The sequence below is a fragment of the Paenibacillus macquariensis genome (assembly GCF_900156375.1).
GTDB classification, from domain to species: domain Bacteria; phylum Bacillota; class Bacilli; order Paenibacillales; family Paenibacillaceae; genus Paenibacillus_AQ; species Paenibacillus_AQ macquariensis.
Genome location: NZ_FTNK01000001.1, coordinates 319260 through 343368 on the forward strand (window position 1 = coordinate 319260; position 24109 = coordinate 343368).

The following is a 24109-nucleotide window of genomic DNA, read 5'->3' on the forward strand; positions in this document are numbered from 1 at the left end:
GATGAATCCTTATAAAATTCAGGTTTCATTTGCTATTTTATTGTACTTCTCTATATTGAATTGGTTCAAAATGTCGTAATAGGTTATCAGGGAGTCAGGTACAAGATCCCTACCATATTTATTAGCATTGAGTTCACCTTCAAGCATAAACTCATTGGTCGCATCGTCAACATGTATTTCTCTGTATAGCTTCCTATTCGGGTTTGCAATGTAATCAAGATGATGTCCTATTTCGTGATAAACTGCTATTTCAAAGAATTCCTCTAATGAAAGATGCACTAACTCAGGAATTTGGCTCTTATTTAGTTCGTACATTGGTAAATTATATGCTATAAGTTTTTCGTTCAAGTTATAACCCATAAACATTGTGGTTTTCTCATAGTAGTCAATATCAAGTTCTATTAGAGGCAGACCTGTATGACAATGAACTAACATTTTCATTTTTCCTAGGAACAGTCTATTCAATGATTCCATCTCATCCTTTCAGATAAAACAACTCTTTTATTTCCTAAATATGAGCTTTTTCTGTTATTTAATTAACGATCTTATTCTTTTGTCCAACTATTAAAGGTACCTATTTCATTAATTCGGAAATGCTGATTATCGTACTCTCCAAACCGTCTTGATACAATGTAAGGTCCAAAATCTCCTTCGTAGTGGTAATATCCACTACTGTTAACTTTAATGACATAATCTTTCAAAGTTTTTTTGCTTATGACATTATCATAATATTCCTGTATTTTGCTGTTCATATCTATAGTGTACTCGAAGTAATAAATACGGTAATTACTCAAGCTTGCTATTTTTGTTTCTAACATTTTGCTAAATGCATCATATTTTAAAATAACCTTCTCAAGTTCTTTTAAGTTACTTAACGTGTCACTACTGGTTGGATCGTACCTTGACCAATAGCTAGGGTCTTGAGAATACATAAATTCGTTAAGTGGATCTTGAGTTACTGGGTCAGAAGATGACACAATACTAAATAAATCTCCACTTTCAGGTATGAGGTGTATTGGGTTGTTAATATCCTTTTGTAATTCTTTAAATTTAACTGTTTCATTATTATGAAGATTGATCATAGCACTAACTAAAATTTGTCTAGTACTTTCTTCCCCCATATCTGTAGCTTCCTTTGCGGCTTGTAGAATACCAGTAGCTTTTTGCTTACTGTCTTTATTGGAACTTACATCCTGAGCTGCAGTGGACAATGTAAAAGCAATAAAAGTACTAATTAGACCTGTCCATAAGAGTAGTTGTGGATGGTCTCCCTTGACACTTCTCTTTTTAAATAAATAACCTAAACCATAATGGGTAATGAAAATAAAAATAATCATAAATAGAATCAAGACAATTGAACTATTCCTTAATGTTGAAAACCAAAAGTGACGAATCTCTGCTTCCAGTCGATGTGTACTTGGGTGAAGATATGCCTCTAATCTAAAAGACCATTTTAAGATACTCAGAAAAACTAGCATTATAATGAAACACGTTGTTGTAATAATTATGTTACGATTGACTTTAAATGAATGCTTCATGTATTCGACCCAACCTACCTTCTATGATCTAAAAAACCTTTTTAGATACTACTAAGCATTTAATGAAACTAGTATTTCATTAATTCAAAATTCCTATTATCTGTGCAACCACGTCGGACAGTCTCTCAACTTCAGTTTCAAATTCTCTAGCTCTATTTTCCCAGTATACATTCTTTATAGATGCTGACTCTTCGCCAAATAATAAATAGTCAGTTGTAACATTAAAAATAATTGATATCTTCTTTAATCTTTCGAAGTTGGGTTCTCTTGATCCAGATTCATAGCCAGATATGGTCATTTCACCTACATCTAACTGATTTCCTAAATCCTTTTGAGTCATTTTTGATTGCTTTCGCAGTGTTTTTAGTCTGTTACCAAACGTCATGTATTTATCAACTCCATATGCTGTTGAAATCAATATTTGATAGTCATCTATACCGAACCTATCCTTCAAAACGGACGCCGAGGGACAATCCAATTAAAATGAAAGAAACAATAAAAAGCAACACATATACCCATACCACTGTAAACCTAGACTTTCCATCGAGAAATGCTAACGAAGGATGTATTAGTCCAAAAGGAATTAGGATTATTGATGAAAGCATAAAAGTGACAGGAATGGCTGTTATCTTGCTGTATGGGGCTGCTATAAAAACAAGGAAACAAAAAAGAGCAGCAGTAATGACAATAGAATATTTATACTTATTAAGCGTTTTTACTCTTTGACGCCCATTGGAATTCGCTTCATAATAACTTGATATAAATTTATCTTGGATATAACTGTAGACCTTATCGTTGGTCTTTGACTCTTTATTTATCTGCGTCATTTCCTTGTTAAATCTCTTTTGGGTTGGAGTTGACAAACATTCACCTCTTTTCAACTTCTGAATAAAAACTCTTATTAACACTGCCTCTTACTTCTTAAACCTAGCTTTCAAAACCACAATTAAACCTCCGATGCAGATTCCAGTTATAGTCCAACCTACAATAAATAATACTGAACTCATGATGTTCACTCCTTTCTTGTTGTTAAATCAAACTTTGCGTAAAATCCGTGTTTGATTCAATCTACTCTTTTTTTAATCCTAATTCCTTTTCCTCACTAGATTCTATCCCTACTGTCATTCTAACATTCGTTGCTGCCTCTGAACGTACCCCGCTTCCTTCCTTACCTTCATTAGCTCTAATTAGAACTCTACCTTTGTTTATTGCTTCTGTTTCCGAATACATGTTTTCAAACTTTTCAGCTATCATTTTGCTTTCGTAAGCGATATACAGCACACCGTTATCTTCTTTGGATGCTATTTTTACTGAATCGGACGGTAAGAACTCATTGATTTCTTTTAATGCCCGTTCAATGGGTAAAAAATAATCGCCAGAATATCCTGTCACTGATACCTCATTGACCATTTCAAGATCAGTGTTAATAGAAACATCAAAGACGTTATCATTTTCAAATGTATAGCTGTCTCTATAGTGTGAGTCATACTTATCGTATTTACCTTCAAAATCTTCAAGTCTTCCTCCTAGCTTTGGAGGTATGACTTCTTTAGTCTCATCTTGTGATGGAGTGGCTATAGAGTACTTTACTGGTTTTGATACTTCAGTTGTACTAGTTACACTATTGGAACATGCACTAGTTATCAGTGTAAGTAAAATCGTAGAGATTAAATAAGATGGCTTCATAATTGTAATTACCTTCCCCTATAATAAATATCAAAATGTATAGGATTATTTTACCACGTTAACAGTATTTGAGTATGGTAGTGCGGCTTTTAGATTTGAAACAGCATAAAATAGCGATTATTCCAATGTAGGAAAAAAAGTCCATACTACAGCTATATAAAAAGCCTTGAGACAATTACTCTCAGGGCTTCAAGTTAAATCTAATATATTAAATATTTAAACGCTTCTAATGAAAGACTGGTTTTATTAAGACAAATATGTATTAGATTAGGCTTCTTTCTACTCTGGGACTATCAGAATTTCAACTGGATCTTCATCTTGAAATACTTGTCTTGTTTTTTTATCAACACTTATAGGAAATTCCATACTGTTCAAATAGAAAAAATAATGAGTATCAGTTTCTTTATCAAAGACAACACCCTTATATAAATGTTTTAGTGCATCCATCACTTTATTTAAATCTGAAACTTCAATTTCTTCCATTGGTTCTAGTGTCATAGATAAACCTTCAATCTCTTCAAACAGTTTAATCTTATCTTCTACATGTCTTGAATGCTTTATAAGCAGCTCGTTGGCAAGGTTTTTCATAAATTTAAATTCTTTGGATTCTTCTCCCACTAGCTAGAGACACTCCTTTCATCATTGATATCATCACTAAATATAGTAAGAAAATTATATCATTTTAACTGATATTTACAATCTAAAATGCTGATGTACTAAAATAAGCATTTTATAGAGTTTTTCTCAATAATGCACTAAACAACACCATATAAATTTCAATATGTATTTTTACTTTAAAGATAAAGTTATCAATTCAACTATTAAATTCAATCCCCAAGGAATCACTCTTTGATCATGTCGTAATACATTTATCAATAAAATCTTGTACTGTCTTAAAAGCTTGGCATCGCTAAGAGTAAGATATAAAACACTTTCATAATTAGCCTCATCTGTTTCTTTATTAACTTCATTTTTTTCCAAATTCAATAATTAATTTTCATCGTGATAAGCCTCAAAAAAGAGCGATATATTCTATGCTCATTTCTCATGCATCTCTAAGGTTCAATCAAATCATTCATAGAAAGCTGATCCACACAGTTCGGAAATTCTAATCAATAATATTTATCAGTATATTAACAGTTCCTCTAACACGACATTTTAGACACTTAGCGATATGCTGAATTGATTTATTATTCTGAATCTATTAAATCCACCTATCAAATAGGAATGGCTTAGGATGGATTTTAGAAGGGTTGAGAATGATCGCTAACTATTAAGATGTTGGTTACACTGCGATCTCGAAAATACAAGTAAAACAAAAAAAAGAGATTGAAATCATGATTTAAAGGTAATGAAAAAGATGAACTATTTGAATCTGTATTTGGGAGGAACACAATGTCCTTGGCAAAAATGGATTGAGTACTTAGACTAGTAAGGGAGAAGTTTTCCGCAAGCTGAAGAAAGCCTTGCCAGATATGCAATTTGTCTTAAAGTCAATTCCCAGACCTACGGTTATACTTGTCCATTTTAAGCCGTTTTTTAGTGTTATAAATAGCAGGGATACCACAGCTTACCATGTCTATGATTACATTTTTCTGGTTAAGGATTACAAAAAAGCGCCTATTGCTAGACGCTTCGAATTGTTGCTAATAACTCATATCTTTATTATTAATGTAATGAAAAGAATCCTATTACTGAACAAGTAACCTATTCTTATCAGAATACAAATATCGGTAAAATTTATTGTTGTATCAATAGCTTTCCCCTTTAAACGCTGCACCTTCCTGATATATTAATGACAAATAAAAAAGCAACTGAATAAACCGTTTACGCAAACAATTCACTAATATCAAGACCATCTTTTTTCTTCTTTGGTACATATGTATAAGATTTATCAGGCTTAACTTCTTCTATTGTTTCAATTCCATTCAATACTCGAAACTGTTTATAAATATCTACTAATAAATCATAATCTAATTCCCCATACTCCTTGATCTTCATAATAATAAACTCTTTTAATTCTACATTTTCTTCCTTGTCTAAGTCTCGTTTATTTATTGAATCAGTACCAATATCCTTAAACGTATACCATTCAGGATTATCTTCGAGAATACCGAAACTTCCATCATCATAAACAAAGAAATATCCATGTTCTTTAGCAATCTTATCCTTTTTATCTCTTATCAACGATCTTCGTTTCCGCTCAACCGTATCCATTGCTTTTTCAATTTCTGATTCAATTGTACATACAGCCTTTTCATTGGTGTTCTTATTAGTTATTCTGCTTATTTTAGACTCAGCAACCTTCATAAACTCAGGATTGTCCATCTGTTGTGCATAATAGATATAGTCACTTTCAATTAGATTGCTGCCCCCCTTCCAATTTCCATATTGAATGATTAGTTCATCAACTGAAACATCGGGAAGTAAAGTAATCTCTTCTGGAACATCTAGAACATCCTGTTCATCAATTCCACGAATAAAATATGTATTAGGTTCTCGTTCATATTTTCCACACTTGGTATAAACTGATTTACCTTGAACATATCGTATGAGTTTCTTTTCCTTCATTGAAGCAATGTCCTTTTCCGCTGTTTTAATATTGCAGTCCAGTATATCCTTCATATTATTCATAGAATGAGAAAAACCATCTTTGAATCGATGTAGTATACACATAAAATATAATTCATCTGGTACATCAGTTCTATTGTATAGACTAGATTTAATTTGTTCATGACGAGTAAAGTCTGTAAACGTAACGGTAATCAATTTATCATAGTTATCAATAAGAGGATCGTAATCAAAATTCAGAACACCTTTTTCCTTCAACGCTACAAGATGCTTTAATGTATTGTCTTTGTTTCTGCTTGGCTTATCATTATAATAAGTTTGAATATTACTAAGCATACTTACAGACGTTTCAGTTGCATCCAAGAATGGCGTCCATCTACAAGCAACCAGTGAATAAAAATACCATTGAATAGGAGAGAGTTTATATACTCCTTTTTCCATAAAAACATTATAAAATTTAATAAAACCTTTTTCATTTAACATTTCATAGTAACCTCCGAATAATAGAAAACAATAAATATAATTGTGCCTTTGATCTTATCTTCTGACCTTTACCAAGCATAAGCGAATAACTAACCTGCTATTCCCTTCTGTTAGTAAGTTTTCTGTTTATAAGTATTCTGTTAATATTACCCCAATTACCGTCCAATAAATGACATTGTTTGGGGTAATGGTTATGTCATTAAAGTTACATGAAACGGGGGTATGGTTATGTCACAAACAGGACATTTTTTGGGGGTATGGTGGAATCTAATGTCACTTTAATGACATCATTTGGGGGTATGGCATTCTTTCCATGAGTGATGCTATGTAGTCTGATTTATGATAAAGATATACATTTTTTCCGATATGTTTTTTGTCATCAACAACTTTATAATGAGTGATTCCATTCATCAGCAACCATCCAACCATTCTCTTTGAGTGAATAAAAATTGTGTTACTTTCCATTTTCACCTATCCTCCGTTTCTTGAAATTACCTTCCTTGTCTAGTTTATGCTAGAGGTTTTCACTTGTAAGGATAGACTGCTAAGTTATTTATCCCTCGAACAATCTCAGCAGTACTTTCCACCTTTACAATATAGTTGTCAATAGTCAAATCTAAAAAGGAAATGAGTTAATCTGAAAGCACAAATTCGTGCTATCCTCTTACCATTTTTCAACCTCCACAATTGGAGAGTGAAAACCTAATCCTAGAAAATCGGAACAAGCCATATAGACCTGTTCCAGTGTTGTTCAATTATGAGAAGTCATACCCATTTGGAGCTGATAAGCTTATCTTGTCATGAGCCACCACACTGACATTCTTTCCTTCTATGGTGATACTACCATTGTCATGCGCTTTGATCGTAATACCAATATCAGTTAATTCAACTTCTCGTATTGCTCCTGTATTGCTTCGGTGATAGCTTATGCCTAAACCGTCTGCTGGTTTCTGGATAAAAGCGCGCGCGCTAGTAGCAGTAACTCCGTCACCTCTGCCTAATTCCATCACAGGGAAGGAATCGACACCTTGACCTTGTAAATAGAGTTTAAATTTATCTACTGGATCATATGTAAGGTCATAAAATGGATATGATGTTGATTGAGTAGTAAGCATTGTTTTATTTCCATCTGTCCAATACAGTAGATTTCCATTACCATCTTGTGCTTGCTCACGGTTAGTAATAGTCCCCGTGACGAGTTTAATATACTTCTCTTTTGCATAAACATAGTCTACACTGTCACCAATAGCATCCGATTGATCAAGTGTTTTGAGTGCATTTACCGTAAGATTATTAATAAATCCATCTTCAGCCGTTAGCGTTCCTGCTTGGATAAATTGAGCATCAAGAGATCCAACACCTTCGATATCCCAATTATTCATATAGAATTTACGTATGGTAGAATCCATAAGCATCGTATTATTACCATCAGTAATTTTCACTTTTTTAAATATAGCTTGTCCACTCATATCAATATGGGAAACTGAGTGATGATCTTTCCAGTGTCTTAATGGCTTATTATCCTCAATGTCAAAGATCTCCTTTGAAATATCACCGCCTGATAGAGTATAAATAATCAACTCACCGCCAACCTTATTATCTGCAACATGCTGATAGGATTGTTTAATTGCATCTAATGGAGACATCTGACCCATACGATTACCAAAATATTCTAGAGCTTCATCACAATTAGCCCCACTCACTCCAACGTCATAATCTTCAATAACCGAATGATCAATCTTAAATCCATCTTGTGATGCCATTTGATACATATGATATTTATTGTTCGCTTGTTGCATGACATAAACGGCTAACTCTCGTTTGCTAGTTCCAAAGCAATCAATAGCAACTTCTTGTATATCTTCAATACTGCATTGATCGTCAATAAAATTGAATACCAGATTAGCAATGTTTAAGTCTCCACCACAAAATACAACCTTATTACCGAATTGCCTTAACTTTTCCATGCCATCTTTTAAATAATAGGAAATGCCATTTTTCTCAGTTGATATCCTTGTATCAGCAAATATCATTGCTTTATCATCATAGCCAAGGTAAAAGCACATACTCATATTTTCACCGTGATTGTTTTTACGTCATTTGCCTGAAAGGTGAATGGTTTATCAGTGCTATGATTTAATCTCACTTCATATCCTTTTGAAAGTGAATCAATAACTTGCTGTACTTGCTCAGATGTATAATCACACCATCCATTTGCTGTAGTTCCGTTTTTAAAATTAATTGTCAGTTTCATTGTTTATTATCCCCTTTGTATTAGGGGAGCGGGAATCAGAATAAGAATATCCCGCTCCCCAATATGTATAAAACTTGATATATCGTTTCCCGTATAATTGCTTATTTTACTACTAGATATTTTTATCCTTCGTCAAACTATGTTTTCTGCTAAAATTGTATATAGTCTCGTTTCAATTAGGAACAATTGGCTATCTTAGTTGAGTTTCCTTTCTTCATATTAATCCAAATGTATTCATGAGGGACTTCATATTGAGTCGTTTGAATTGGTACTTGAGTTCGAAGATAAGACAATTCTTCCTCTTTGCTCATTTTCTCAACCAAATCCAAATCTACCCAGTATCGCTCTATGCTAATAACATTCAAATATTTAGGTATACCTGTGGGTATTGGAGTCTTGCCTTCCTTCGATTGAAAGATAAATGACCAGTCATTACCTTGATTATCTTGTCCTGCTGTATGAATGACTCCAGTGTCCATCATTCTTCTTACATTGTGACCACAATCAAATCCAATAATTTCTTTTAGTTGAAGTAATGCGTTTCTAATCGACACATATTTATTTATGTGTTCAACTCTAGTATTTTTTATGACAATCAATACACATTCTTTGCTCGTAGCGTTCCTAAGATTGTCCTCTCTACTTAAGATTTCAATATTTCCCCTTTTGTAATCTCCTTGATCCCCTTTACGACTGATTACAGGTCTAAGCCCTGAATTAAAATCACTCGCAATGTAAACCGCTGTAATCTTTCTCCATTCAGTTATAAATACATCATCATTTGACAACTCATAAAACATATCTTTTCCGCTTTCCCATTCACATTTCACATTTTTATATGCTTTGTTTGGATAATTTTCCTTTCCACGACCATAAGCATTAAAACAACTCTCGTACAAACACTGTAGTGCAAAGTCTTCTTGAAATCGTTTCTCTCGCCATCTTTGTTGATAACCCCTTGCAATCTCTGACTCTACATCCAATTTATCTTTTATCAATATAATCCTCCTTTTTTTCGATTAAAGTTGAACTGAATACATTAAAAAAATTTTCTTCACTCACTTGCATCCAGTTCTCCTTCATGCTATTATTACTTTACAAATGTAAACCACACACCTTTACCCAAAAATTTTAATTAAGTTCAATAAATTTAGGGAAAGATTAATTATAATCACCTCTAATCTAATAGATTAAATAATGAGAGTTTTCTTTTTTCTATATTAAACTCGCACTTGAATAATAATACACTTGATATGCAATTTGTCAAGATTATTTTTATTTGTCTAAAAATTTTTGTTACCCTCCTGATTCTCCCCGTCTTCATTTTAATTCAAGGCTGCTGTTTTCGTAAATGTGATCATCTAATAATTTCCTTCCTTTTGTCTTAATTTCGTTAGTCCTTCTCTTGTTAGCATGCGCTGATAGCGTGACACCATGTAACGCTATTTTACCATCACTGAGCAACATGCCAATACGTAACACACACCATCTGCTAAAAACAGTCACCTGTCTTATCATTTTGCTTACGTTATTTGCCCCTGTAGTTTGTTTGTTTGTTGATAATCCAAGCATACAATCTGCCAAACAAAAAAGATAGACAAGTTTGAGCATCAATAATATAGATTGACAAACGATTTCGTTTATGCATTTTTGTCGATTTGTGAGTTATTATCTTCTTTTAGTGTCGAATAGTGTCTAATTAAGTTGAAAAAGATCATTAATTCCCAATATATGTGTCTAATTCGACACTCAATAACTGATTAGCAAGATAATTAGCCGAGTATGGATCGGGCTTAACTTCTACTCTCTGCTTGTCATATTGGATGTACAAGCCCCTACTATCCTCTTTAACGATTCGAAATATAAACCGTCCATTGATAAGTATCTTTGATTGAGAGCCTTTTGGATGGCGTGTAGCTTGTCTCATTTTGTGTTACCTCCTTTAGCATAACGGAATAGATCATCTAATATCTATTGCCCGATCGAAGACGTAACGATGATGAGTAATACATACGAAAAAAGAGCCCTTGAGATTATCCCTCATGGGCTTACAACTTTACTTGTGTATAAAAAAATTGCAATATCATCATAGTCAAGGTATCTTTACCTGTACATATTATTGTATTTATCAAATCCGCTAAATTAATTATCTGATTGAATTGATCTTATTTAGGATTTTTTGATACTAAATGTTATTTCTTCAGCTTCTGTAAGAGTACATCTGATTTTACATAGAAATCCTTTACTGCTTGTATTCCTCTAGCCAGTTCTTCTTTATCACCAGACACCTCTATTGATATTTTAAATCCTCTCTCATTCCTCTCTTTGGATAAAATTTTTGATCCATCTTCATTTTTTTTATAATCATAAATCTCTCCGTCAAACAAGATAGAGTCTCTTATCATTTCTATTGATCGCCACCTTCATTCTAAAAATCAATTAATTATTTGCCACCCAATTTATCACGCTCACTCTGGATATAATGCACGAAGGCTTTTACCATTATGTCTTCAAAATTACTGATTAGCTTCTTATTTGTCTCTTCATCGTTTATCATATAAATCTTACATCTTGTACGTGGTATGTTTTTAGCCCTACTTATACCGCTACCATCATTCTTATTTTGCTCACTCATGTCCTACCTCCTAATAAAGGTTGTAATCTCCGATCACTTAAAGCGAAGTAAATCTACGACTCTTGAAATAAATTCCACCAACGCTTGCAAACACCCAGTAATAAAGTCAGCAGCATATTCACTTGATACGGTAGGATTTTTTACAGCCAATATTAAAATAAATAAAGCAACAGTAGCTAGTAGTATTTTATAATTCCTCTTAATTTGATAGATGGCGATCACCTTCTCTGGTTATTCACTCTCATAAATCCAAGTATTTTAATTTCGTCTTCTGGTAAACACTCAATCGAACTAATCTTTGATTTTTCTAGATTATATAAAGCAGTTTCATCATTTAGATCACAGTCTGTCTGTATTGCTACTGACTTTTGATCTAAAACTATTCTACCTGTTCCAGCCAAACGATTTACACTGTAATTTACGATTATATTGGTCATGCATAGCCCTCCTTAAACAGAAAAATGTTTAGGTTCTTTTTCTCCTCTCACCTTTTAAGAATACTATGCTTATTAAATAGTCTGACAAAGAAACTATTGATTAAATCCTTTTGTTTGTTCGAATCAACAAATTCTTGACCGCCAAACCTATAAACTTCATATCCATTCAATCTCAGATCCCTATCGGCTTCCATCATGTCTGCATACTTTTTTGGTGAAGATTTAGTTTCATCTGAATAATGCTGTTTTCCATCAACTTCTATGACTATTCGGATATTATTGGGCAATAACAAAAGAAAATCCATCCTCTGTCTAAATAAATGGTTTGTCCCATTCATTTTCTTTACTGTATATGGATCATAGTGTAGGTATACTTGAGGTATTAACGCAGGAAATTCATCTCCTAATATATTTCTAAAGCATTCAAAGTAATAATAAAACAGCTTTTCCTCTGGCTCTGAATCTAATGATTTTAGTAACCGTTTGTAAAGAGTTTTCTCTAACGTATTTGTATCCGAGGTTATATTATTTCTTCCCCACCACTTAATTAGATCTTTCCAATTAAGACCCGATAATATTGGCTCATCATACACTAAACAATGCTCTTCATTTTCAACAATTTTAATATCATTATTTATCGAATCGCTAATAACTATCTTCGGTTTTAATCCATCGGCTGCAAAGATAAGATTTTTAAACGAACCCTTTACTCCTTCTGATGTCTTAATCACTGAGTAGATTGCATACCCAGACATTTTATCAACTATAACGATTTTGTATCCGTCATTAGCAAGATAAACATTCAGCACTTCAATTATTTCATTTATATTTTGTTTTCTAACTCTAGGATGTACTGTATTTTCAATGAATCTTATAAATTGATCATCTGAAATATTGTAAATTTCAAGAATATTTTCATATAGGAAAAGCTCATCCCAATCAGAGTTTGCCAGCACATGTTGTACAATATCTTCTCTAGCATTCGAATAGCGTGGATCAGTTGAAGCCATTTCGTCTAAATCCCAAGTTCTTTGCAAAAACTCAATGAAATCCATTTCACCTTCTATACCTTGAGTTAACAGATATTTCAATATATTGTTTCTTGTCAATTGAGTGATCATAAATACGCCACTAGGAGCAAGCATATTTAGAACTTTATATAAATTAGTATCGTTATAATCCTTCGCTACTCGCTTAGCTAAATCAATAAGAAATAACTGGTCTTTCCCCTTTAAACGTTTCTCTACATAAATCCTTCTACTATTTCCTATCTCGATAACATCTCCATGTTCAAGCCCATAGCGAGAGCAAACATCCGGAAGGTACATCGATTTTTCGGTAGTTAACACGGAAGTTATACCACTAATTAGATTCTTAAGAGTCATACTATACCCCAGTTACTAGTTTATTTTAAATTTTTTAAATACTTTAGAGACAAAACTCTCTCTTCATTTATATTATAGGTTAATATTACCATGCCCGATAGTACGAAAGTATGCGAGTTCTGGTTTTTTTAATATTAAAACCAATTAAAAAAGCCAATCCCAACCAATGATGATTGGTAATGAATTCATATTATAGAATGCAAAAAAGACGTCCATCCGCTATACAACGAAAGAACGCCCACTTGTCTTTACTATTCAATTACGTTACTATTACCCTCAACTAAACGTCCGACAAACTCACGCATTTATCAAAGTATAAAGTCCAAAACTTATCCGCATCGCGACGCTGTAGTTTATCGGAACGACAGCGCTGCAACTTACGTAAATTCACCGAATTAGCGACCGAATACAAGGCGAAAAGTCAATCGTAGCCCACTCTCAGCTAACTTTATGCTCAATTCTAAGCTTATCAGCTACCATCGCTATAAATTCCGAGTTCGTTGGTTTAGACTTGCTTATATTGATCGTGTAGCCGAACAGGTGGCTAATGGAGTCGATGTTGCCGCGTGTCCAGGCCACTTCAATAGCGTGACGGATGGCACGTTCCACACGGGAAGGCGTTGTTTTGAACTTCTCAGCGATTGCAGGATAAAGTGTCTTCGTAATCGCTCCTAATATTTCTATATTGTTATATACCATGGTGATACCTTCTCGCAGGTACTGATATCCTTTAATATGTGCAGGAACACCAATTTCATGAATGATGGATGTAATGTTAGCATCTAAATTTTTTCCTTTTCCTAAAGGAAGTACATTAGATCTGTGGTTAGACATGGACAAGCTTGATGAATTCACGTTCTGCTGACCCACCAATTGACGAACACGGTTCGCAAGAACCTCCATATCAAATGGTTTCAAAATGTAATAAGAGGCTCCGAGCTGCACTGCTCTTTGGGTGATGTTCTCTTGTCCAAATGCCGTCAGCATGACAACTTTAGGTTGTGGAGAGATGTTCATTTCACGTAGGCGTTCAAGTACACCAAGGCCATCCAGATGCGGCATGATGATATCCAAGATGAGTACGTCTGGCGCCTTTCTAGACTCATTGATCATATTGAGCACTTCCTCGCCATTATAGGCGATTCCGGTAACAACCATGTCCTCTTGCTCCGAAATATATTCGGCAAGTAAATTTGTAAACTCTCTGTTATCATCCGCTAACAACACTTCAATTTTTTGCACTGTTGGTTCCTCCTTGGTTTATGTTGATAATTGGCACACTGTGATAATTTTTCTTCTCTAGACATAACTTTCGACATCCCTTTCTCAATTCCTTCTGTCGAAAATTATTTTTGTTTATTTTTTTATTAACTTCATTTATAATTAATTATTTATTTACAAAGTATGACTGCATTCGTTTATTTATGACAAAAAAACCTTAAGGCTAACTCGCCTTAAGGTTTTCAGGTTGACCCGACTTCTGCATTACCCCGGAATCTTGTAACATCCATTCGATGAAACATCCATAACCGGATTTCGGATCATTTACAAACACATGAGTAACGGCACCAATCAGCTTACCATTCTGAACAATGGGACTTCCACTCATTCCTTGTACAATCCCGCCCGTCTTACTTATAAGTTTCGGGTCAGTAATCTTTATTACAAGGCCTTTCGTAGCTGGCTCATCTTGACGTGCAACATGCACAATTTCTACTTTAAATCGTTCAACCTGCTGTCCATCCACGACAGTTAATATTTCAGCAGGCCCTTCCTTTACTTCTTCAGCAAAAGCAACGGGAATAGGTTCCTTATATAAACTGTGCTCGGGGTTTTGAGTCATTTTCCCAAAAATTCCAAAGTGCGTATTACTTACAATATTACCAAGGATGTTACTTTCCTTGAGAAAATGAGCTCGTTTCTCACCTGGTTCACCGTCTTGGCTTTTGGAAATTGAAGTTACGTTTGACTGAACAATTTGACCACTACCTACAACGATAGGAGTCTGCGTGTTCATGTCCGTGATCACATGTCCAAGTGCACCGTATACGCCTTGATCTGGAGCATAGAAGGTCAACGTTCCAACCCCCGCAGCAGAATCACGGATATAAAGGCCAAGCCGCCATGCTTTGTCTTCTTCGTCATAGGCAGGAGTAAGTTTGGTTGATAAGGTTAAATCTCCTCTTTTAAAGGAAATATCAAGTTTTCTCTTCCCTACTCCAGCTTCTTCAACCATCGTAGCCACTTTACTTATGTCGGTTAGGGCGACGCCATCCATATGAGTCATTAAATCACCTAACTGAATACCTGCATTCTCACCTGGAGAGACACGACGATCTTCTCTTACGTTAACTAAATGATGTCCAACAACAAGAATTCCCGCTGATTTCACTTTTACTCCGATTGTTTGTCCGCCAGGGATCACTTTCAATCCAGGAACAACCTGAATCCGTACCGTTTTAATAGGAATGGTTCCGAATAATTTCAGGGTAAGACGCGCATTGCCACTTTGTTGTGAGCTAAGTCGCAAAGAATGATTAGGGGCCACTTGCAACGTAGGACGTGTCAGTCCGTTTAATTGAAGTACATCAGGCCTGTCCACAGATGCGTGGGTGTTCACCGGAACTGCTAATTGAAACATGGATGAATCGCCAGTAAATAATCTTACATCATTAGGTAATGCTGCATAACTGTGTACAGATTCACTTGTACATAGAAAACACAGAAAGAAGGCGGATAATAAACCTAGTAATTTCTTCCTGAGATTGGAGTTCAATGGCTATCACACTCCCCTGGTTTCTTTCGCTTGACGAAAGTGGTCGCCGTTGCGTACCTTTAAGATAACCCCGCCCTCAGGCTTTTATTACTGTCAATCATTACTCCGTTCCCTCATCTGACAGCTTTTCTCGCTTCCGCCAACTTCAACATCTCTTGGGCATGATGACGCGTTTTTTCAGTGATTTCGACGCCACCCAACATCCTCGCAAGTTCCTCAATCCGACCTTGATCAGACAGATTTTCTACTTGTGTCATCGTCCGTCCATCCTGAATGTTCTTCTCAATTAAATATTGATGATCTGCCATACAAGCGACTTGCGGCAAATGGGTAATGGAGAACACTTGACACGTCCCTGACAACTTAAAGAGCTTCTCAGCAATCGACTGGGCTGCTCTCCCGCTAACACCTGTATCCACTTCATCAAATATAAGTACAGGAATCTGATCATGACGTGCAAAGATGGTCTTCATCGCGAGCATAATTCTCGATAGCTCTCCACCTGAAGCAATTTTACCAAGAGGTCTTAGCGGCTCTCCGGGATTGGGGGATATCATAAATTCAACGTTATCCATTCCCTGCTTCGTTAATCTTACCTTATGACCTTCCACATCATATCCACGTGGATCCTCAAGCAGATCAAGCTTAACTTGCAAAGAAGTCCGCTCCATTTGAAGATCTTTCAGTTCGCTCTCAACCTGCGAAGCCAACTCTTCAGAACACTGTTGTCTAGCCTGACTTAATTTATAGGCCGATTGAAGTAGACCTTCAAGCATACCATCGCGCAATTCACGAAGGCTCTCCAAACGCTCATCTTTATTCTCCAACAAATCCGTTTCCTGCTTAATATTCTCATAATAAGCTAGAATTTGTTCAACGCTGTCGCCATATTTTCGACGAAGCGTGGTAATCATATCTAGACGTTGTTCAATCTCCTCTAAACGCTCAGGATTAAATTCAATATTCTCACGATAATCCCTTAACTGAAATGCCGCATCTTCAAATTGAAAATAAGCGGATTGAAGTTGATCAAGTAAAGGCTTAAGTCCCAACTCATCATAATGAATGATATCTTTTAAAAGGGTGATTGCAGTGCTAATAGAACCTACGCCTTTGTGCCCATAAAGAATCTCATGTGCTCCTGTAACAGAGTCCATCATTTTTTCGCTATGTGATAGCTTAACCCTTTCATTGGTTAACCATTCATCTTCACCCGGTTTTAATTGTGCTGCTGCAATCTCTTCTAATTGAAATCGATATAGATCCAACATTTGATATGCTTTCTGACTAGAATTCTGCAGTTCTCGAAGTTCTTTCTCCACTTTAATAAACGCTGAATATTTCTCCTGATAACCTTGCTTCAAAGGACCAATAACTTGTTCGCCATATGTATCTAGAAGATTCAAATGCCTTTCAGGGAGCAGTAAGTTCTGATGCTCATGTTGACCATGAATATTAACCAGTTGTTCTCCCACTTCACGAAGCATTGTAAGATTTACGAGTTGTCCATTGATTCGAGAAGTGCTCTTACCTTGGGACGTAATCTCACGTCGAATAACTAAATGCTCTTCATGATCACCTTCTATACCAATCTTAACAAGTGTATCCCATACTGGATGCCCTTCCTGAAGTTCAAACAATGCTTCAATCTCAGCTTTATTACAGCCATACCGGATGAGATCTGCAGAACCTCTGCCCCCCGCCAATAGACCAAGCGCATCAATGACAATGGACTTACCTGCACCTGTCTCTCCGGTAATCACATGGAAACCCGGATAAAAATGTACGTCAATTGCTTCAATGACAGCTAAATTTCGAATGGATAACGTTACCAGCATGAATAATCCCACCTTTGGCTCTTTACTGCCTTACTCATTAGCATGTTTTCTATGAAATAAAACCTAACGTTTGTTTGATGACATACTCGCTGTCTTCCTCAGACCGACAAATCATAAGAATGGTATCATCTCCACAGATGGTGCCCATAATCTGATTCCATTCCATATTATCCAGCAGGACCGCAACGGAGTTGGCTGTTCCTGGAAGACATTTCATTACAACGAGATTGCCAGTATGATCAATATGAACAAAATTATCTACGAGCGCTCTTTTTAATTTCTGAACAGGATTATAACGCTGGTCCGTAGGAAGTGAATATTTATACCTTCCATCTTCCGTCGGTACTTTAATGAGAACTAATTCTTTAATATCTCGTGATACTGTCGCTTGCGTCACCTGAAACCCCGACTCCCTTAACGCTTCTACCAGTTCATCCTGAGTTTCAATATCGCGATGCGTAATAATATCACGAATCCTAATATGTCGCTGTCCCTTCATAAATGCCTCCTATTTGTGCTAATAATTAACTATCATATCCATTCCATTCTTCCTCATCCCACTCGAAATAGATATGCCGTATTTCTCGTTCATTTAGATCCATATATATTACTCCGGCACAGTCTGGATAAAGTAAGAAGTAAGGTAAGAGACGATCTCTTAGTGAACTACCTGTCCATTCCAAAGGTAAACGCTTCTTCGCTGTCTTGACCAGATACACAGCTCCAGCTTCATCGGATACAACATAATCAATAAACAACCTACTAAAGTAATCCTCATGATTGACTTCGAAATAAAGGGGGATCTTGACACGTCCACCCATCACTTCATACCCTTTACTTTGCAAAAAATCCACGGCTGGATGCTCAGGAATATAATCATTAAAGGGAATATTTAAGCTGCGATCAATTACGGGCTTCTGAAACCACCTCGTCAGTAAAGAAACAATACCTATAACAAGCAGAATTCCTATGACAGCCATCATGAATAGATCAGCTCGTCCTCCCATGCGAATCACCTCGTAGATGTATTCGTGAGACCTTAAAAAAAACCTTTTTTTCAATTTGAAAATGGCTATGCCTTTTTCAAAGATGAGCAAAGAAACCCATCTATTTAGATGAGTTCCCCTTAAACGTATGTGTCGCCTCGTTAATAACGCGATCAATGTGTTCCTTCATGCTTACGTTATCCATTGGAATTCCATCACGATTAGATGTATCTAACCCCCAGTGGGCTAGAAATTCAATATTACCTTCCCCGCCCGTAATGGGTGAGAAAGTTAACCCTTGCAGGCGATAACCTAATTCTTCAGCAAATGATAGAACCGTCTTTAGAACGTCCTTATGAACCGCAGTATCGCGAATTACACCTGACTTACCCACTTTATCTCGACCAGCTTCGAATTGCGGCTTTATTAAAGCTACAACACTCGAGGGTTGGCTCAATAGTGCCATTAGAGGTGGCAAAATAATTCGAAGTGAAATAAATGACACGTCAATACTAGCAAAATTCGGAATAGGTCCTTTTAAATCTTCTGGAGTCATATATCGAAAGTTAGTCTTCTCCATAACATAAACCCGCTCATCGCTGCGAAGAGACCAATCTAATTGGTTGGTTCCCACATCAATCGCATATACGTTCTTTGCACCATGCTTTAACGCACAGTCGGTAAAACCACCGGTTGAAGAGCCAATATCGAGCATCACAGCATCTTGGAGCTCAATCCCAAAACTATCGATAGCCTTCTTCAGCTTCAATCCACCCCTGCTTACGTAAGGATGAACAGCACCCTTGACTCTGATCGCTGCGTCCCTTGGAATCTTCATTCCTGGTTTCTCAATCCGTTCTTCAGCAGCAAATACTAATCCCGCCATGATAGCTGCCTTAGCTTTCTCGCGACTATCATATAACCCCTGCTCGACAAGCAGTATATCTATACGTTCTTTTTCCATATATTCACCTGATTCTGTCTTCACGCCTTAAGACGGAAAGCTGCTTTTACCATATTCATAAGGATGAAGAGCTATAAGTTTACGAATCTCCTCACATACTGCACTAGCTGTTAGTTCTGTTTCTTCACGCTGTTCCTTGATGCTTCCGTGTTCAATAAATCGATCAGGAACACCCATCAGGGACACAGTCGTATCAAACATATGTTGACTTGCATAAAATTCAAGGACAGCACTACCAAGACTTCCCGCCTCACATGCTTCTTCCAATACGATCATATTCGTTCTTGATTTAGCAAGGGCACGTAACATATCTTCATCCACAGGCTTGAGGAAACGTGCATTCACAACCTGTAGTTGAATTCCTTCTCGCTTAAGTAGTTCGGCCGCTTCAAGTGCCACTTGAACCATAGGTCCTACAGCAAGTACGGCGTAACCTTCTCCTTCACGAACGCTCTCCCATGTTCCGATTGGAATAGACTTAAGTGTCTCATCCATAGGCACACCAAGTCCATTGATGCGTGGATAACGATAGGCTATAGGTCCATCATTATATTCTAGAGCCGTAAACATCATATGGCGAAGTTCATTCTCATCTTTAGGCATCATAAGAACCATATTCGGAATATGACGCATAAAAGCAATATCATAAACCCCTTGATGTGTCTCACCATCTGCTCCAACAAATCCCGCGCGATCAATTGCAAACGTTACGTTGGCATTATGTCGGCAAATATCATGAACAATCTGATCATACGAACGTTGCATAAAGGTAGAGTACACTGCGAATACAGGTTTCATTCCCTCCATCGCCATCGCCGCACACATCGTTGCCGCATGTTGCTCTGCAATTCCTACATCAATCATACGATCCGGAAATCTTTTGCTGAAAGGAAATAATCCTGAGCCACCAGGCATTGCTGGAGTTACTGCCACAACTCTTGAATCACGTTCCCCAAGTTCAATCAATGTTTGTGCAAACACATCTGTATACATCGGGTTTCCTACTGATTTCAGTACTTGACCAGATTCAATCTTATAAGGTGTAATACCATGCCATTTATAGGAGTCCGCTTCTGCAGGTGTGTAACCTTTACCCTTTGTTGTAAGAACATGAACGAACACAGGGCCGTCTACATTATCTGCTTGCTTAAACGTGTCAATTAATTTCTGAAGGTCATGTCCATCAACGGGACCAAGATACGTAAAACCTAATTCCTCAAAAAGAATACCTGGAACAACCATATATTTAAGGCTATCCTTTAATTTCTCAACGGTCTTGGCTAATTTACCACCAATGGCTGGGATTTTCTTAAGCATGCCTTCTACTTCATCTTTTGCTCTTAAATAGTGACGATCTGAGCGTAACTTACTCAAATAATTGTGCATAGCGCCTACATTAGGTGCAATAGACATCTCATTATCATTAAGAACGACCATTAGCTTCTTCTGTGCATGACCGATATGATTTAGCGCTTCAAATGCCATACCACCGGTTAATGCTCCATCACCGATAATCCCAACAACTTTGTTGTCCTCGCCTTTAAGATCTCTAGCAAGAGCCATACCCATGGCAGCGGAAAGAGATGTACTACTATGTCCAGCTTCCCAGACATCATGTTCACTTTCTGTTCTCTTCACGAACCCACATAAACCATTATATTTACGTAATGTATCGAATCGATCCATACGGCCAGTTAGTATCTTATGGACGTATGCTTGATGTCCTACATCAAATAAAAACTTATCTTTCGGGCTGTTATAACAATAATGAAGAGCAAGCGTGAGTTCCACCACTCCCAAATTCGATGCGAGATGCCCTCCTGTAACAGACAACTTCTCAATTAGAAACTGTCGGATTTCACTCGCCAGAGAAGTTAGCTCGTCAACCGAAAGTGATTTCAATTGTTCTGGCTGTTTCAATTGTGGAAGTTTCACTTAAATCTCCCCACTTTTCTTCTATAGGATTTGTTAATGTTGTACTTCACGAATCTTCCGCTCATTATATCACAAATAAACCTCACTTATAAAATCAGCAGACTTAATGATCTCTATTCACCAAATAATCGGCAATCTCCAGAAGACGTTCTGGATGAGGGAATCCAGCCTCAATAATCGTTTTCTTAGCTTCCTGGGTAAGTCTTTCGACTTCCATCTTCGATTCATCAAGACCAATAAAGTAAGGATAAGTTACTTTATCTTGTTTCACATCACTTTGAGTCTTTTTGCCAAGCTTAGCTTCGTCACCGATTAGATCTAGAATGTCATCTTGGATCTGGAATGCAAGTCCAAGACGGTGACCAAATGTACGAAGTGCTGTAACCTTAGCTTCATCAGCCCCTGCGATTCGTCCCCCTGCTATGAGTGAGAATATGATCAGATCACTTGTCTTATGTGTATGGATATACTCCAGTTGAGAAAGACCCGTTAGGCCTTGTTCCCCTTCCATGTCCGCGACCTGTCCTCCAACCATACCTCTAGGTCCAGCCATTTCAGCCAGATCTTCAATTATGGCAAGAACCCGATCGGAGGGAATACCATGTTTACGTGAAATCTGAGCTAAACTAAAAAAAGCATGGGTAAGAAGCCCATCTCCCGCAAGGATAGCCATTGCTTCACCATAGACTTTATGATTCGTAAGCTTACCACGACGATAATCATCGTTATCCATTGCTGGAAGATCATCATGAACGAGCGAATATGTATGAACCATTTCAACAGAACAAGCTGCTTCTATCGCTACTTCACGTCGTCCCCCAAGAGCTTCGCAAGCCGCTATGACCAATAATGGACGTAAACGTTTGCCACCTGCAAGAAGGGAATATGTCATTGAATCCTTTAAATTAGAAGGAACATCCCAGTTGGATGGGAAAATCTCCAACAAGGATGATGTGATCAAATCCGATATGTCATCAATATAATCTTTCAACGGAGGCTGATTATTCAATGGACTCACCACTTTCCGAATCTAGTGAAGCACCAAATGGCTTCTTCCGAAGCTCGCCATCTTCCTCCACAATCATTTCAATTTTGCGTTCAACTTGTTCCAACTTCTGACTGCATAACTGAGAAAGGCCCATCCCCTTTTGAAATAACTCGATCGCTTTTTCCAAAGGTACGTCTCCATGCTCAAGTTCGTCTACAATTTCTTCTAGCTGGCTCATTGCTTGTTCAAAATTAAGTTCAGTGACCTTCGCCATGACTTTGTTCATCCTCCTTGATTGCCCATACCTGACAATCGAATTGACCATCGTTAACTCTTATCTTCACCAAATCTCCAAGCTGTACATCGCTTATCGATTTAATTAATCGCTTCTCCTGCTCATCATACACAAGACTGTATCCCCTAGACATGACTTTCAAGGGACTTAGGGCATCCAGTTGGCGTACCGCTGAACCAAGTTGTGTTTGACTTCCTTTCAGAATAGATAACATAGCTAGCTGAAGCTGACGCTGGCTTCTCTCTCTATTCTTTTTAGCGGAGGACACTTGCTCTTGAGGATTGAATCGCAACAAGCTATGGTGTATTCGCGATTTTCTTTCCATATTCAGCTTTACATCGGAACGGATCGAACGCGTAAGCTGTTGCTGTAGCCTATCAAGCCGCTCCGTATGTTGCTGCAACGTTCTACGTGGATGTACCAACACAGGTGAACGTTGTAACGCTGCAAGCCGCTCACGACCATATTGTACTCGTTGTTTCAATGCCTGACGTAACTGCCGTTCTCTAAGCTGCAGCGTAGCCTTAATTTCCTCTATATTGGGTACGGCAAGCTCAGCTGCTGCTGTTGGTGTCGCAGCCCTGAGATCTGCAACGAAATCAGCAATTGTGAAATCCGTTTCATGCCCCACTGCAGAAATGATAGGAATGGCTGATCGAAAAATAGCTCGAGCAACCGTTTCCTCGTTAAAAGCCCACAATTCTTCTAACGACCCGCCACCTCTACCTGCAATAATCACATCGACTTCTGCCATACTATTCAAACCCTCAATTGCTTTCACAATAGCTGGTGCAGCGCCTTTACCTTGTACAAGAACAGGATAAAGGATGATATTGACTTGGGGATACCGCCGCTTCAGCGTAATCATAATATCTCTTACCGCTGCTCCTGTTGGAGACGTGATTACGCCAATTGTTTTTGGGTAGTCAGGTATTAGACGCTTACGCTCCGATGCAAATAACCCTTCTGACTCTAATTTCTTCTTTAGCTGTTCATACGCAAGGTATAAGCTTCCGATACCATCAGGCTGCATATGTGTAGCGTAGAATTGATACTGTCCATCTCGTTCATAGACAGTAACATTTCCTCTGGCGATCACACGTGAGCCTTCCTTCGGTATGAAAGGTAATTTCTGATTGTGAGATCCAAACATAATAGCTTTTATACGGCTACTTTCATCTTTCAATGTGAAATACATATGTCCGCTAGAATGGTGAGTGAAATTAGATATTTCCCCACGAATCCATACATCAGACAACAATGAATCCGAATCAAGCTTCATCCGGATGTATCGGTTCAGATCTTTAATGGATAATACATTCTGCTGGTCCATAACAA

At 37.0% G+C, this 24109-nt stretch carries 26 protein-coding genes; all 26 read right to left on the bottom strand.

Features of this window, described 5'->3' with window-relative positions; all coding sequences use genetic code 11:
* Window positions 1-18 precede the first annotated feature (18 nt).
* The 26 genes from BW961_RS01455 to xseA all read right to left on the bottom strand — a co-directional run bounded on the left by BW961_RS01455 (window position 19) and on the right by xseA (window position 24104).
* Window positions 19-465 (bottom strand): hypothetical protein, encoded by a 447-nt coding sequence (locus BW961_RS01455; RefSeq protein WP_068589887.1) that lies wholly within the window; start codon window positions 463-465, stop codon window positions 19-21.
* An 80-nt stretch (window positions 466-545) separates the two neighbouring features.
* Window positions 546-1538, bottom strand: a complete 993-nt coding sequence (locus tag BW961_RS01460; RefSeq protein WP_068589885.1) for a hypothetical protein — start codon at window positions 1536-1538, stop codon at window positions 546-548.
* A gap of 79 nt (window positions 1539-1617) precedes the next feature.
* Window positions 1618-1923, bottom strand: a complete 306-nt coding sequence (locus BW961_RS01465) for a helix-turn-helix domain-containing protein (protein ID WP_068589882.1) — start codon at window positions 1921-1923, stop codon at window positions 1618-1620.
* A 58-nt stretch (window positions 1924-1981) separates the two neighbouring features.
* Window positions 1982-2401, bottom strand: coding sequence for a hypothetical protein (locus BW961_RS01470; RefSeq protein WP_068589880.1), 420 nt, complete (start codon window positions 2399-2401; stop codon window positions 1982-1984).
* Between the two features lie 205 nt (window positions 2402-2606).
* Window positions 2607-3224, bottom strand: a complete 618-nt coding sequence (locus BW961_RS01475) for a hypothetical protein (protein WP_068589878.1) — start codon at window positions 3222-3224, stop codon at window positions 2607-2609.
* Between the two features lie 279 nt (window positions 3225-3503).
* Window positions 3504-3842, bottom strand: coding sequence for a hypothetical protein (locus tag BW961_RS01480; protein ID WP_068589876.1), 339 nt, complete (start codon window positions 3840-3842; stop codon window positions 3504-3506).
* 1209 nt (window positions 3843-5051) lie between these two features.
* Window positions 5052-6278: a hypothetical protein gene (locus tag BW961_RS01490; protein ID WP_068589872.1), complete on the bottom strand. Its 1227-nt coding sequence runs from the start codon at window positions 6276-6278 to the stop codon at window positions 5052-5054.
* 273 nt (window positions 6279-6551) lie between these two features.
* Window positions 6552-6743 (bottom strand): hypothetical protein, encoded by a 192-nt coding sequence (locus BW961_RS01495; RefSeq protein ID WP_068589870.1) that lies wholly within the window; start codon window positions 6741-6743, stop codon window positions 6552-6554.
* A 290-nt stretch (window positions 6744-7033) separates the two neighbouring features.
* Window positions 7034-8350, bottom strand: a complete 1317-nt coding sequence (locus tag BW961_RS01500) for a hypothetical protein (protein WP_139331502.1) — start codon at window positions 8348-8350, stop codon at window positions 7034-7036.
* A complete protein-coding gene (locus BW961_RS01505) occupies window positions 8347-8532 on the bottom strand; it encodes a hypothetical protein (protein ID WP_068589866.1) in 186 nt (61 codons plus the stop codon). The genes BW961_RS01500 and BW961_RS01505 overlap by 4 nt, the downstream gene beginning before the upstream one ends.
* A 176-nt stretch (window positions 8533-8708) precedes the next feature.
* Window positions 8709-9530 carry a hypothetical protein gene (locus BW961_RS01510; protein WP_068589864.1) on the bottom strand — a complete coding sequence of 274 codons (822 nt, stop codon included), beginning with the start codon at window positions 9528-9530 and terminating at the stop codon, window positions 8709-8711.
* A gap of 719 nt (window positions 9531-10249) precedes the next feature.
* Window positions 10250-10459: a hypothetical protein gene (locus tag BW961_RS01515; protein ID WP_068589863.1), complete on the bottom strand. Its 210-nt coding sequence runs from the start codon at window positions 10457-10459 to the stop codon at window positions 10250-10252.
* Window positions 10460-10724: 265 nt separating this feature from the next.
* Window positions 10725-10919 (bottom strand): hypothetical protein, encoded by a 195-nt coding sequence (locus BW961_RS01520; protein WP_139331504.1) that lies wholly within the window; start codon window positions 10917-10919, stop codon window positions 10725-10727.
* 56 nt (window positions 10920-10975) lie between these two features.
* Window positions 10976-11167: a hypothetical protein gene (locus BW961_RS01525; protein ID WP_068589859.1), complete on the bottom strand. Its 192-nt coding sequence runs from the start codon at window positions 11165-11167 to the stop codon at window positions 10976-10978.
* 218 nt (window positions 11168-11385) lie between these two features.
* On the bottom strand, window positions 11386-11604 hold the full coding sequence (locus BW961_RS01530; RefSeq protein ID WP_068589857.1) for a hypothetical protein: 219 nt from the start codon (window positions 11602-11604) through the stop codon (window positions 11386-11388).
* 47 nt (window positions 11605-11651) lie between these two features.
* Window positions 11652-12989, bottom strand: coding sequence for an AbiJ-related protein (locus BW961_RS01535; RefSeq protein ID WP_068589855.1), 1338 nt, complete (start codon window positions 12987-12989; stop codon window positions 11652-11654).
* A gap of 438 nt (window positions 12990-13427) precedes the next feature.
* A complete protein-coding gene (spo0A, locus tag BW961_RS01540) occupies window positions 13428-14231 on the bottom strand; it encodes a sporulation transcription factor Spo0A (protein WP_068589853.1) in 804 nt (267 codons plus the stop codon).
* A gap of 202 nt (window positions 14232-14433) precedes the next feature.
* Window positions 14434-15765: a SpoIVB peptidase gene (spoIVB, locus tag BW961_RS01545; RefSeq protein ID WP_068589852.1), complete on the bottom strand. Its 1332-nt coding sequence runs from the start codon at window positions 15763-15765 to the stop codon at window positions 14434-14436.
* A 113-nt stretch (window positions 15766-15878) separates the two neighbouring features.
* Window positions 15879-17603 carry a DNA repair protein RecN gene (gene recN, locus BW961_RS01550; protein WP_068589847.1) on the bottom strand — a complete coding sequence of 575 codons (1725 nt, stop codon included), beginning with the start codon at window positions 17601-17603 and terminating at the stop codon, window positions 15879-15881.
* A gap of 49 nt (window positions 17604-17652) precedes the next feature.
* Window positions 17653-18102 carry a transcriptional regulator AhrC/ArgR gene (gene ahrC, locus BW961_RS01555; RefSeq protein WP_068589844.1) on the bottom strand — a complete coding sequence of 150 codons (450 nt, stop codon included), beginning with the start codon at window positions 18100-18102 and terminating at the stop codon, window positions 17653-17655.
* 25 nt (window positions 18103-18127) lie between these two features.
* Window positions 18128-18610 (bottom strand): hypothetical protein, encoded by a 483-nt coding sequence (locus BW961_RS01560; protein ID WP_068589842.1) that lies wholly within the window; start codon window positions 18608-18610, stop codon window positions 18128-18130.
* A 100-nt stretch (window positions 18611-18710) separates the two neighbouring features.
* Window positions 18711-19553 carry a TlyA family RNA methyltransferase gene (locus BW961_RS01565; protein WP_068589840.1) on the bottom strand — a complete coding sequence of 281 codons (843 nt, stop codon included), beginning with the start codon at window positions 19551-19553 and terminating at the stop codon, window positions 18711-18713.
* Window positions 19554-19580: 27 nt separating this feature from the next.
* Window positions 19581-21488: a 1-deoxy-D-xylulose-5-phosphate synthase gene (gene dxs / locus BW961_RS01570; protein WP_068589838.1), complete on the bottom strand. Its 1908-nt coding sequence runs from the start codon at window positions 21486-21488 to the stop codon at window positions 19581-19583.
* A gap of 103 nt (window positions 21489-21591) precedes the next feature.
* The gene (locus BW961_RS01575; RefSeq protein WP_170878512.1) at window positions 21592-22518 is read right to left on the bottom strand and encodes a polyprenyl synthetase family protein; all 927 of its coding nucleotides are present in this window, start codon (window positions 22516-22518) and stop codon (window positions 21592-21594) included.
* Window positions 22490-22750 (bottom strand): exodeoxyribonuclease VII small subunit, encoded by a 261-nt coding sequence (gene xseB, locus BW961_RS01580; RefSeq protein WP_068530037.1) that lies wholly within the window; start codon window positions 22748-22750, stop codon window positions 22490-22492. Before xseB ends, BW961_RS01575 begins: the two co-directional genes overlap by 29 nt.
* Window positions 22734-24104: an exodeoxyribonuclease VII large subunit gene (xseA, locus tag BW961_RS01585; RefSeq protein WP_068589835.1), complete on the bottom strand. Its 1371-nt coding sequence runs from the start codon at window positions 24102-24104 to the stop codon at window positions 22734-22736. The genes xseB and xseA overlap by 17 nt, the downstream gene beginning before the upstream one ends.
* Window positions 24105-24109: the final 5 nt, after the last annotated feature.